This is a genomic window from Blautia caecimuris (genome assembly GCF_024622975.1).
GTDB lineage: Bacteria > Bacillota > Clostridia > Lachnospirales > Lachnospiraceae > Blautia_A > Blautia_A caecimuris.
In genome coordinates this window covers 97,876-110,341 of sequence record NZ_JANJZT010000006.1, presented here as the reverse complement: position 1 = coordinate 110,341, position 12,466 = coordinate 97,876, and the positions used below count along the sequence as shown (strand labels likewise).

The 12,466-nt window shown below is 45.6% G+C and carries 12 protein-coding genes; 2 read left to right on the top strand and 10 right to left on the bottom strand.

Features of this window, described 5'->3' with window-relative positions:
• Window positions 1–3: 3 nt before the first annotated feature.
• From murI to NSA57_RS05895, 8 genes are all read right to left on the bottom strand, one after another.
• Complete coding sequence (gene murI / locus NSA57_RS05930) at window positions 4–825, bottom strand: glutamate racemase (RefSeq protein WP_257464301.1); 822 nt, start codon at window positions 823–825, stop codon at window positions 4–6.
• A 71-nt stretch (window positions 826–896) separates the two neighbouring features.
• Window positions 897–1,112 (bottom strand): hypothetical protein, encoded by a 216-nt coding sequence (locus tag NSA57_RS05925; protein WP_138270418.1) that lies wholly within the window; start codon window positions 1,110–1,112, stop codon window positions 897–899.
• A gap of 130 nt (window positions 1,113–1,242) precedes the next feature.
• Entirely contained in the window at window positions 1,243–2,916 is a 1,674-nt protein-coding gene (locus NSA57_RS05920; protein ID WP_147599385.1) for a GerAB/ArcD/ProY family transporter, read from the bottom strand.
• A complete protein-coding gene (locus NSA57_RS05915) occupies window positions 2,913–4,400 on the bottom strand; it encodes a spore germination protein (RefSeq protein WP_257464300.1) in 1,488 nt (495 codons plus the stop codon). The genes NSA57_RS05920 and NSA57_RS05915 overlap by 4 nt, the downstream gene beginning before the upstream one ends.
• Window positions 4,401–4,523: 123 nt before the next feature.
• Window positions 4,524–5,225 (bottom strand): GntR family transcriptional regulator, encoded by a 702-nt coding sequence (locus tag NSA57_RS05910; protein ID WP_147599381.1) that lies wholly within the window; start codon window positions 5,223–5,225, stop codon window positions 4,524–4,526.
• A gap of 53 nt (window positions 5,226–5,278) precedes the next feature.
• Window positions 5,279–6,142 carry a 4-(cytidine 5'-diphospho)-2-C-methyl-D-erythritol kinase gene (gene ispE / locus NSA57_RS05905; protein WP_257464299.1) on the bottom strand — a complete coding sequence of 288 codons (864 nt, stop codon included), beginning with the start codon at window positions 6,140–6,142 and terminating at the stop codon, window positions 5,279–5,281.
• 148 nt (window positions 6,143–6,290) lie between these two features.
• Entirely contained in the window at window positions 6,291–7,847 is a 1,557-nt protein-coding gene (locus tag NSA57_RS05900; protein ID WP_257464298.1) for a DUF3794 and LysM peptidoglycan-binding domain-containing protein, read from the bottom strand.
• 19 nt (window positions 7,848–7,866) lie between these two features.
• Window positions 7,867–8,271, bottom strand: coding sequence for a protease complex subunit PrcB family protein (locus tag NSA57_RS05895; RefSeq protein ID WP_257464297.1), 405 nt, complete (start codon window positions 8,269–8,271; stop codon window positions 7,867–7,869).
• 143 nt (window positions 8,272–8,414) lie between these two features.
• On the opposite strand from NSA57_RS05895, the gene NSA57_RS05890 reads away from it, so the two are divergent.
• Together NSA57_RS05890 and NSA57_RS05885 are read left to right on the top strand one after the other, a co-directional pair.
• Window positions 8,415–9,155, top strand: a complete 741-nt coding sequence (locus NSA57_RS05890; protein WP_173753389.1) for a lysophospholipid acyltransferase family protein — start codon at window positions 8,415–8,417, stop codon at window positions 9,153–9,155.
• 85 nt (window positions 9,156–9,240) lie between these two features.
• Window positions 9,241–10,386 (top strand): aldo/keto reductase, encoded by a 1,146-nt coding sequence (locus NSA57_RS05885; RefSeq protein WP_257464296.1) that lies wholly within the window; start codon window positions 9,241–9,243, stop codon window positions 10,384–10,386.
• 138 nt (window positions 10,387–10,524) lie between these two features.
• Here the strand turns inward: NSA57_RS05885 and NSA57_RS05880 are convergent, their stop codons facing one another.
• Both NSA57_RS05880 and NSA57_RS05875 read right to left on the bottom strand, forming a co-directional pair.
• Window positions 10,525–11,217, bottom strand: a complete 693-nt coding sequence (locus NSA57_RS05880) for an HNH endonuclease (protein WP_257464295.1) — start codon at window positions 11,215–11,217, stop codon at window positions 10,525–10,527.
• Complete coding sequence (locus NSA57_RS05875; RefSeq protein WP_257464294.1) at window positions 11,214–12,446, bottom strand: AAA family ATPase; 1,233 nt, start codon at window positions 12,444–12,446, stop codon at window positions 11,214–11,216. The genes NSA57_RS05880 and NSA57_RS05875 overlap by 4 nt, the downstream gene beginning before the upstream one ends.
• Window positions 12,447–12,466 lie beyond the last annotated feature (20 nt).

Genomic DNA, 12,466 nt, shown 5'->3' with positions numbered 1-12,466 from the left:
CTCCTAATATTTTTCAATGTCGATCTTTTTTGTCATTTCCACATCATAGGGAAGAATCGAGCCTGCAAATGCCCGGAACTTCTCCGCAAGGTCACTGACATAAAAACGATATGGAAATTCTTCTGTTTTCCCTCCTGTATTAAGGAGCTCTTTTTTTTCAAGAAGAGAACGAAGCTCCAGGGCTGTCTCGTAAGCCGGATTGACCAGCCGTACTTCCTCCCCCATAAATTCCCGGATCACAGACCGGATAAGCGGATAATGGGTACAGCCCAGGATCAGTGTATCCACATCTTTATCTTTAAATTCCTGAAGGTATCTGGCCGTGACCTCTGCAGTGACCGGATCGTGAAGCCATCCTTCTTCCACCAGAGGAACAAACAGAGGACAGGCTTTGCCGATCACCGTGATCTCCGGATCCAGCTTTTTCAGATAAGATGCATGAATGCCGCTGTCAACAGTTCCTACTGTACCGATCACACCTACTCTTTTGTTCTTTGTCTCCGCTGCAGCCACTCTGGCTCCGGGCTCTATAACGCCCAGGATCGGAACATCAAATTCATCCCTCACTGCCTCCAGGGCAAAAGCGCTTGCCGTATTGCAGGCGATCACAATTGCCTTGACCTGCTGCTCCATAAGAAAATGAATGATCTGTCTGGAATACCGGATAATATTCTCTCTGGACTTTCCTCCATAGGGTACTCTGGCTGTATCTCCAAAATATACGATTTTTTCTGACGGCAGATTCCGCATGATCTCACGGGCCACTGTCAGCCCGCCCACTCCGGAATCAAATACACCTATGGGCGCGTCTCTGTCTGGCTTCATAAATATAAGTCTCCGTTTCTGCACTGGTAGGACTGCGGAGCTTTTCCGCAGTCTCTGGTTTTTATATCATATCACCATTCCAGCACTTCCGCAAGCCAGAAGGAAATCTTTCGGGGGCTGTCTCCGCTTCCCTCCGAAAAGCAAAATTCCGGATACATGGTTCCCCACCATGCAGATGCAGCCGGATACTGTGGCAGCCTGAATCCTCCTGCCACCAGAATCGCAGCAGCCATTGCAGCAAGTATTGAAACCGTCAGACGGTTTTTTCTGTCTCTTAACCATTCCATTAGTCTGTACCTCCAAAATTGTTCCTGTCCACAGCATTATCATCTGTGAACCTCTGACCAGAATTCACTATTCAGAGTATAGACAATTTACGGCTTTCTATTCCGGTAAGATACCTGTTTTTAAAGGTTCTCAGCTCTTTTCCAGATATACCTGCAATTCTCCGTTTTCCATAATGATACGTGGAATTTCCACAAGAGCGCCGCTCTCATACCACTGATGATAAGCCTGCCTTAATGTCACCCCGTCTTTCTGCTGGGACGGCAGACGGTTTTCCAGAAGCCCGGTAAGATATTCTCCCGCAGAGGTTCCTCCGCTTTCCCGTGATAGCACTGCTTCCGGGTCTTCTGTCCGGAAAATATAAACATTTTCACCAACAAAGGGCTCTTCCTTAAGATATTCCATAAATATTTTCCAGCCTTCCCCTTCCAGAAGTCTGTCTCCCATAATGATCACCTGCAGATGGCTCATATCCAGATATTTTTCCTGAGAGCGGTCATAGATCCTTTCTATTTCATAAAAATCACTTCCTGTTATAGAAAGCACAGCCTCACTTCCTGACTCCTCCTGTTTCTCCTGCCCGGTAGCCTGAGGAAGATCCGGCATTCCATAAATAAGAGAAAACTCTGATTCTTCACTGTTTACTCCCAGTGCAAGAGGATACATTCTTTTTTCCGGCTCTATGGCTGCACATCCGCTGAAAAACACCACGAAGCAGAGGCCGGCTGCCAGCGCTACTTTTTTCTGTCGCCTGCGTTTTCCTCTCAGCGCCATAAACACCTGGATCAGAAGCAGACCGGGAACAAAGATGCGGCTCAGATAAAAGTCAAAGATTTGCCGGATTCCCGTCCCCTGAAATTTTATCAGGGACAGCCCGAAGATCACTGCAGGCAGCCACAGTTTCCCGCTTCCCATACGGGTCCGGTCGAGGATCCTGTGTCCGTAATGGAACAGACTGCCCAGGGCAAACAGAAGACTGTATAAAAGAAATCCCATCCACAGTACATCAAATCTTGCCAGTACATTTCCCGGAAGATCTGCCCCTGCCAGAAGGGGAAGAACCGGATATGCTTCATTTCTGAATCTCTGCCATCCAAGCACTGACGGGATCAGTACAAGCATTCCCATCAGGATCCCTCCCAGAGTAACAATTCCGAGGACCACAGGCTTTCCTGCAGTTCCTCTTTTTTCTACATCCTTCAAAAGAAAGGGCAGAAGCCCGATTCCGGAAAATGCTGCAAGGATTCCATAACAGCTTTTTAAAACCTCTTTTCCCTGCAGAACAGAAGCTTCTGTCATTTCTGTAAAATATTCCGGCGTGATCTGCCACAGACAGAGAACCATCATCAGTAAAACTCCGCCCAGAAGAAGTCCGCCTGACACCTCTGCCATTCTTCCTCTTCTCTGCATACCTTTATGGGTTCCAAAGCTGCAGACCGCTGCCGCCAGAAAAGAAATCACAATTCCCGGAATACCGGTGATCAGAACAGCCGGAACCAGCTCATCCATCAAATCCAGAAGATATGCGCCTGTCAGCGCCACATAGCTCAGAAAAAACACTCCTATGATCCTGCCGCCTGCGGCTCCAAAGGTTTTAATCGGATCCGTGTACCAGGGCGTCAGTCTTCTCAGAAAAAAGCTGTAGATCACCAGAAGCACCAGAGCAGCCGCCACTCCCACAATCCCTGATATCCCTGTGACGCGGTTTTCTCCGGGAAGACACAGAAGAAAAGGAGCCAGAAACGCCAGAACCATCTGCCGGTACAGCTGTCGGTGCGAAATTCTGTTATTTTCTGCAAATTTCATGATTTTTCCCTCCTTTTCAGCCTCAGACTCTGTTCCTGTCTGGCATAAAGAGGGCGGATCCGGCGCTTACGGAAGGGAAGCCTCAGAATCCCATCCCCAACATCCTTTATGGGAGATTTTTTTACAAAAGGCAGAAGATAGGGAATTCCAAAGCTTAACAGTCCTGACAGATGAGCTGCCGTCAGGTAGATTCCCAGCACAATGCCAAAGATCCCCAGATATCCTCCCAGAAACAGAAAAACATATTTCAGAAGCCGGAAAGCAGAGGCAAACTCCTCATTTGGAATCACCATTCCCCCTAGGGCCGTAAGGGCTACGATCATCACAACAATCGGACTTACCAGATTTGCGCTGACAGCCGCCTGTCCGATGATCAGACCTCCTACGATTCCAATGGCATTTCCCAGAGAACCGGGAACGCGGACGCCTGCCTCCCTTATAAGTTCAAAGGACAGTTCCAGAAACACAAGCTCCACAACACTTGAAAAGGGCACTCCCTCCCTGGCCTCTGCAAAAGACAGTAAAAGGTTTGTGGGAAGAATCTGAGTGTGAAACCGTATCACTGCCAGATAAAGCCCGGGAAGAAGCACCGCAGTCATCAGCGCCAGATAGCGCAGAATCCTTAAAAACGACGCCATTTCAAAGTGGTGATACCAGTCCTCGCTGCTTTCCATAAATCCGTTAAAGGAGCTTGGAAGAATCAGGGCATAAGGCGTATTGTCACAGATCACTACGACTTTTCCGTTAAGAAGCTCCTGAGCCGCCCGGTCCGGCCGTTCTGTTGTCTGATACTGAGGAAAGGGCGAATACCAGGCTTCCTCGGTAAGCTGCTCCAGCATTCCGCTGTCCAGGATCCCATCAATCTCAAATTCCTCCAGACGGTCTTTGATGGCCTGCAGAAGCTCCTGGTGAACCAGATCTTCAATATAAAGAAGCTGGAGCACAGTATTGGAACGGACTCCGATGCTCATTTCCTCTACTTTCATTCTTGTATCCCGAAGCCGTTTCCTCACAAGGGCGGAGTTTGTTTTTACAGAATCGGAAAATCCTTCTCTGGAACCCCGGAGAACCTTTTCTGTTTCTGCTCCCGACACTCCCATATTTGGATAGCCCTTACTGGAAATTTTCATTGCCCGGTCATAACCGTCCATAAAAAAAATGGCGTTTCCTGCAAGCATAGCCGCCACGGCATCTTCCATGTATTCAAATTTTTTTACATCTGCGATTCCCAGACTGTTGTTTCTCATAAACTCCTGAATCTGTTCCGGTGAGCTTTCCCAGAAATGGTTAATCATTTTTCCAATAGCCGAATCATCCAGCATCATATTGGAAACTGCCACCTCAATATATACCATCAGACAGTCTGTTTTTCCCATAGTTCCAATACGCATGGGGCGGATCAAAATATCCGCGCAGTTTTTACAGCGCTCTCTTATATATGCTTCATTGTCCTTCAGCCTGGAAGAAATTTTTGTTTTTCCCATATACAACTCCTGCTACATCGTCTGCAAAAAAGAGGACACTTCCTCTTCCAACTCTCTAAATCATGGTAAATAAAAAGAGAGATACCATTTGTACCTCTCTTAGAATAACCATATTTTTCAGTTTTATTTACGATCGGATGCCTTTTCCCTGATTTCCGTCTCCTCCCGGATAGAGCATACAATGGCCTCTCTCTGATTTTCTATATGGCGGAAAGAGATCTCCTGGGCTTTTTTTACATCTCTTGCCCGTATCGCCTCATAAAGCTCCTTGTGTTCCTTAACCAGAAGATTCCTTGTCTCTTCATCCTTCAGATACTCTACACGATATCTGTAAATCTGCTCCCGGAGATTGTTCAGCACCTGGTTCAGACGGCGGTTGTCTGAAGACTGGTAGATCACCTCATGAAAGGCCACGTCTGCCTCTGCAAGCTTTACCAGATTTCCCTCAGCCATTGTTTTTTCAAACTCCTCCGCGGCATCCCACAGCTGGGCTAACTGCTCTTCCGTCATACGGGCGCAGGCTTTTTCTATGGAAAGATTTTCAAGGGCAATGCGAACCTCCAGAACATCATTGAGATCCTTTTCTGTAATATTTGCAACCTGAGCGCCTCTTCTGGGGATCATCACCACAAGACCTTCCAGTTCCAGCTTCCGCATGGCTTCACGGACCGGAGTTCTGCTGACTCCCAGACGGTCTGCCAGAGCGATCTCCATCAGTCTTTCTCCCGGCTTCAGCTCTCCCTTGAGAATTGCCTTGCGCAAAGTATTAAATACAACGTCTCTCAACGGCAGATACTCATTCATATCAACAGAAAAATCATTCATCCTTTGTATTTCCTCCTTATCACTGATGTCTCCGGAATATCTGAATTGCGCGCTTACTCAGAACGGTTATAGATCCGTGAAGCAAAAACTGTTTTTGCCAGACCGCTCTTTTTCAGAGCCTCTGATGCGGCAAACATTTTTTCTCTGTCCTCAAAAATACCAAATACAGTAGGGCCGCTTCCGCTCATCATTGCCTTCAGCGCTCCTCTTTCTTCCATAAATTTCTCAATCTCGCCGATCACCGGATATTTTTCCATAATTCCCGGCTCAAATACATTCTCCATTTTTTCTGTTATGGAGCGCAGATCCTGGTTTCGGATAGCCGCGATCATTCCGTCAATATCCGGCCGTCTCTGAATGGCGTCCAGCCTCAGATTTTCATATGCTGTTTTTGTGGAAACATTGATGCCCGGTTTTCCGATCAGCACATAGCACTCCGGCATTGGCGGCAGAGGCGTTAATTTTTCACCGATCCCCTCTGCCAGGGCAGTGCCTCTCATCACACAGTAAGGTACGTCTGCCCCTACCTGAACAGCCCTTTTCATAAGCTCCTCCTGGCTGAGACCCAGACGGAACAGACGGTTCACTCCCACAAAGGCTGCGGCTGCATCCGAACTTCCTCCTGCCATTCCTGCTGCTACGGGAATGGATTTGGTAAGCTTCATGGAAAGCCCCTCTTCCACATGAAATTCATCCATAAGAATCTTTGCAGCCTTATAGACAAGATTTCTCTCGTCTGACGGAACATAGGGCAGGTTGGAGCGCAGGGAAATTCCCGGTGCCTGTTTTTTCCTGATCTCCAGAGTATCATACATACGCACAGTCTGCATGATCATGCGCACCTCATGATATCCGTCCTCCCTTTTGCGGATCACATCAAGTCCAAGATTGATTTTTGCCATTGCCCTAAGACGCATAAGCCATTCCTCTGTCCTTTCGTACTTTATCTTTTATACTTTTTATTATGCACTGCCGTAAAAGCTGTGGACAGCAGCGTTTTTTTTCTGTACTTTGTATACAATTCTTTGCAAATATTTTATATGATTTTTACAGGAATTTCAATAGTCATTGTTCCACTTTTTTTATAAGGAGCAGAGGCTGCCCCACAGAGATCTCTCCGTCCTTCAGTTCATTGACTGTACTGATCTCCTCCACTGTAGTATAAAATTTCTTTGCGATATCCCAGAGAGAGTCTTCCGGTTTTACCACATAAACAGTAATTCCCGGCATTGCCCGCACCTTTTCCTCATCCAGAGGCTGCTCCTCCACCTTATCTATGACCATTGTTTCCTGGCAGCTCATAACAAGAAGATTCAGGCTCACAGTTGCCCTGATCTCTATTTCATCACTGTCCACCATGGAAGTGGCAAGCTGTTCCAGATCTGCATGAAGATAATACACACTCTGCTCTGTGATTCCGCCTGCTTCCACCGTCTGAGTAAAGGGAATCATGGTCTCCATGGAATAAAACGGCATATCGTCATTTCCCACAATATAAAGGATTTTAAGCTGAACAATACCGTCTACCTGCACGCCGCCCTCTACAATCCTTGTTTTATCCACCTTCACCTGTCCCTGGCTGTGACAGATCTGAAGGATCTTCCCTCTGGTTTCCTTCATTTCGATCCTGTCGGACAGCCTGCACTTGGAAAAATTCCGGATCAGCAGACTTTCCAGAGCCTCTGTTTTTCCTTTTGGAATACACTGGCGCAAAGGCGTATATACATCCAGGACCACCTCATGCTCTTCCTCCCGGTAAAGCTTCATATCCACTTCCAGTACCATATCTGCGATCAGAAGCCGTTCCTCCCCGTCAGAATCCGGCTTCACCTCCACTGACTGGCTGATCACGGCAGCCTCCATATTGGGGATCATATCTGCCGTACATCCCGGACACTCCACCTCCCCGGAAAACGGAACCGAATATTCCAGCCACTGGTGCGTCCTTCCCTCATCGTCTCCGGTATAAAGAACAAATACATACAGCTCTCCCTTTGCCTTTACTCTGTCCTCTTCAGGCCGAAGATCAAGGCCCCGGACTTCTGCAGTGTGCCACAAAAGCTCTGCTACATTGGGCTTATTGGAGGATAAAACAATCTCCTCCTTTTTGCGCAGAGTGTCCTTTTTATGTACGGCAAGACTTAAAAGCTTCATGGGCTTCTTTTTTACGGAAACAGTTTCATCGTCCACAGCCACAGGCAGACGGATTCCTGCCAGCTCATCCACAACTGCATAAAATGTCACTACTGCCTTTATGTTCAGCTTTCTGGAATGGATCAGATGAAGACTCAGATCCTCGATCTCCCATTTCAGGCACATTTTATCTCCGCTTACAATTCCCTCCAGATTCAGTGTCTCTTCCACAGGAAGCTTCGCAGAAAGACTGTACACTCTTCCTTCCTCTTCCCCCACATAAAGAAGATCTACATTGAGGCTTCCGCGGACAAAAGCGTGCCCGTCATTTAAACGGACCTCCTCCACCTCCACCTCTCCTTTATTCTGGATCATTCGTCCGATATCCGGCTTGACATCCGGAACATTGTAATCAGCATCAAAGGTTACCTGACTGGTTGCCCGGCTTTTTACCCGCAGCGTCTGAATATCTTCTTTTTTTAATTCCACTTTTCTTTTCCTCCTGTCATTATTGAAACTGTACCGGTTCCTTCCGGTACTGTATTTTTACTGCTATATACGGATAGGACGGCGCTCCGCTCTGTTCTTCTGCAGAGGGACCCATCAGCTTTGTCTCAAAAAATACAGCTGTGGAAGAAGCTGAAAGCTCTTTTACCTGAATGCTGTATCCGCCGCTCATCTGTTTTCCGTAGCCTCTGATCAGATAAAGCTCTTTTCCGCTCTGATATGTGACCCTGAACTCTGAAGCCTTTTTTTCTTCCACAAGTGAAGCCGCTTCCTCAGGAAGCTGTTCCGGTTCCACCACCTCATACTCAAGAGGCGTTCTTTTTTCTTCCTCGATGCGCACCAGCCGGCAGCCTCCCAGAGACAGAATCAGAATCAGATAACAGACCAGAAGGACTGTCTTTTTCATAATGCCACCCCAATCCGTTCCTTGATAAGTATTGTATGTAATTGCCAAAAGATTTATTGCAACAATTTCATTTAATTTGTATAATGTTACTATTAAGGCAGCCGCACATGATATGGGCTGCCGTATACGAAAGAGGTACGATTATGATTCGCTTTTTACTTGTTGCTGTCATTGTGATCGGATTTCTGATTCTTTCCATTCCCGTTCTTATTGTGGAATGGATCATCGGCAAATTCTCTCCCATGACAAAAGAAATCAGTTCTCTCCGGCTGATCCAGGGCGCTTTTAAATTTATTCTGTGGGTTGCCGGAACAAAGATCACTGTGATCGGCGAAGAAAATGTCCCAAAAGATACTCCTGTGCTTTACATCGGCAATCACAGAAGCTATTTTGACATTCTTCTCACCTACAGCCGCTGTCCTATCCGCACCGGCTATGTGGCAAAAAAAGAAATGGAAAAGATTCCGCTTCTGTCAAACTGGATGAAATATCTGCACTGCCTGTTTCTTGACCGTAAGGATATCAAGCAGGGGCTGAAAACCATCCTCACTGCCATTGAAAAGGTAAAGTCAGGAATTTCCATCTGTATTTTCCCGGAAGGCACCAGAAATAAGGCAGAGGACGAAACAGAGCTTCTTCCCTTCCATGAGGGAAGCTTTAAGATTGCCTCCAAATCAGGCTGTCCCATTATCCCCATTGCCATGAACAATACGGCAGAAATCTTTGAGGCACATTTTCCGAAGATCAAGCCCTGTCATGTGATCGTGGAATACTGCAAGCCCGTTTATGTAAAGGATCTGGACAAGAATGACCAGAGACATCTTGGAGAATACACCCAGAACATTATTCTGGAAACAATTAAGAAAAATAAAGAGCTTGTATAAGCTGTTCATTACATGCGGTCCGGACAAAATCCTCTGAAAAGCTGATTTTTCCGGAGCCGCATTATTTTTAAAGGAGGAAAACATTATGAAGTACCGTACACTTGGAAAAACAGGTCTCAATGTCAGTGAGATCGGTCTCGGAGGCGAATGGCTGGAACGCCACAACACAGAAGAGGTAAAAGAGATCATTGACGTCTGTCAGAAAGAGGGCATCAACATCCTGGACTGCTGGATGTCCGAGCCAAATGTCCGCTCCAATATCGGAAATGCCATCAAAGACTGCAGGGACAAATGGATCATTCAGGGACATATTGGTTCCACCTGGCAGAACGGCCAGTATGAACGTACCAGAGATCTGGACAAGGTTGATGAAGCTTTCCGGGATCTTCTTACAAGAATGCAGACTGATTATATTGATCTGGGCATGATCCACTTTGTTGACAGCCCTGAGGAATTTAAAGAGATCATGTCCGGCGAATTTATTGCCTATGTCCGGAACCTGAAAGAAGCCGGAACTATCCGCCACATCGGAATGAGTACCCACAATCCCACAGTGGCAAAAACAGCCGCTCTTCATGGCGAAATTGAAATGATTCTGTTCAGCATCAACCCGGCCTTTGACCTTCTGCCTCCAAGTGAAAATCTGGACGATTATTTTGTGGAAAAATACGCGGACGGCCTGAACCGTATTGATCCGGAAAGAGAAGAGCTTTACCGTATCTGCGAACAGGGAAATGTGGGAATCACTGTTATGAAGGGCTATGCAGGAGGACGTCTCTTCGATGCGAAAACCTCTCCCTTCGGCGTTGCGCTTACACCTGTCCAGTGCCTCCACTATGCGCTGACCCGCCCGGCTGTGGCAAGCGTTATGGCCGGCTTCGATTCACCTGAACACGTATATCAGGCAGTTGCCTATGAGACTGCCACAGATGAGGAAAAAGATTATGCAAGCGTACTTGCAAACGCTCCCCAGCATGCCTACGCGGCAGGACAGTGTACCTACTGCGGTCACTGCGCTCCCTGCCCTGCCGGAATCGACATTGCCATGGTGAACAAGCTTGCGGATCTGGCGCGGATGCAGAAGGAGGTTCCCCCCACAGTCCGCGCCCACTATGAAGCACTGGACGCCAATGCCTCCCACTGCCTGGAATGCGGCGGCTGTGAGGAAAGATGCCCCTTCTCCGTACCTGTCATTGAATGGATGCAGAAAACCCGGGAGCTTTTTAGTTAAGACCGTTTAAGTCTGCTACCGGGAACCAGTTACAGCAAACACCCTCCTGTTTGAATGAGTATATTGTTTGTTAGTATTTCATATACATCATTCCGCAGAGGGTGTCTTTGTTTTATGCCATATTTTATATCTGTTCATTTAATTTTTATGTAATGCAGTTATATCCTCATATAATTCCGGGAAAATATTTTTATTGTCTCTGATCAGCCAGCGTTTAAATGCCGCAAAGGAAGAGCTGTCCCTCAGTTCCTTTCTTAAGAGACATCTCAAATCCCCTTTTTCCTGCTCATCCTCTTCTTCCTGATATTCCCGAACATATTCTTTGAACTCAGAAAGCTCTTTTCTCAGTGCCCGTCTTAACACCTTTGCCTCTATCTGTTTTTGAGGAGTTGAACCATAATACACTTCCTGAAGCAGTTTTACCGTATTCTCCGTCTCTGTACGAAAATCCAGACTTTCAAATATCAGTCTCTCTTCTGTTCCAAAATATCCTTTTTTACGAAAAGCAATAAAATCTTCTATGTTTTCTTTTGTGCAATCCAAAATAGGAGTATACTTATCGTTCTTAATGTTATTACAATGCGCACAGGACCAGAAAAGATTGTTCCAATCATATTTTAAATCTACATTTCCATGATGGGGCATTAAATGCTCTATCTGAAACGACGTAGTTTGCTTATTTTCACAGATATAGCATTTTCCATAAAACATTTCCCGCAGGGCCGCATTAACCTCCGGAGTATTATAAGAACTGTTTTTAATTTTTGCAGTCTTAAGAGCTTCAATGGCTTTTATTGTTTTATCTGTTTTTCTGCGTTTAATTTTTATCATAAACCATTTCCTTCAATCTCTTCAAACCGCTCTCTTGCTTCACCGGACAAGCCACGGGGAATATTTTTAAGCTCAATACGCAACTTTGCCCGTTCTGCCCTCTCATCATCAGTGAGTTCTTCCTTTTGTTTCAGATACTGATATCTGCAAATCCTTTCTCTCAGTTTATCAGAATACTCATCCGCATCAAAATATCCCTCTGCCAGTCCCTCTGCAGAATAGGATGACAAATCTTCCATTTCAATACAGCGTTCCAGATCATAAGCTTTAGCATTCGAAACTGAGTTAAGAATGTACGGAGAATGTGTTGTAACAATAAACTGAATCCTCGGAAAGAATTTTATGAGAAATGGCAAAATTTTTCTCTGCAATTCTATATGAAGATGAGTTTCCAGTTCATCGATCAGCACAATTCCCTCTGCATCATAACTACTGAGTTTATTTCCCAGAATCCAGTTCTTATCCATTCTTAACATAAGATCTGAAACTATATGAATTACAGAAGAATATCCATCTGACAATTCATCCAGACCAAACGGCGTTCTTCCCTTCTCACAAATTTTAAAATCATATTCTTTGTAATTATACTCCAGCGTAATTGAGGGAGCATCCAGTAAGGTTTTCAGCGCATCTACAAAGCGATCAAACCAGGCCTGGATTCTTTCCGCATTTTCCAGATCTCCTTCGTTTCTGGCATAAGACTGTTGTGTTTTCAGATGAACCATATATTTGTGCAACAGCTTTCCCGGCTCTGAATTTATGCTGTAAGCTTCATTCAGTTTAATATCCTCCACACCCCGAGAGCGAAGGATTTCTGTTTTTCTGTTTGCCGGAAAGAATGCTGTCACAAATTCCCCCTGACTGTACAGCGCATCCAGATCTTCAGATTCATTAAAGCGGATATCTACACCATCTCTGTATTTTTTTATCAAATCCATCCCCAGATTGTATTGTTGTTTTATTTCATATTTTTCTTTTTCTGTCTGTACCGCCTTCAGGCTTTCCTCCAATTCCAAGCTTTGGGGAATATAAATATCATTTAACCTGTTTAATTTTCCGTCATTAATAGCCTGCAAATACTTTTGAACCGCAAGTAGCAGGGAGGTCTTTCCCGAACCATTTTTACCCGTAATAATCAAGTGCTGTCTGTTTTCTGTATTTAATGAAATTGATATATCTGATAAATGCCGCAGCTGATTAATTTTAATTTCTGTAATATAATGCTGCATCTTCATTCTCCCTTCAGAAT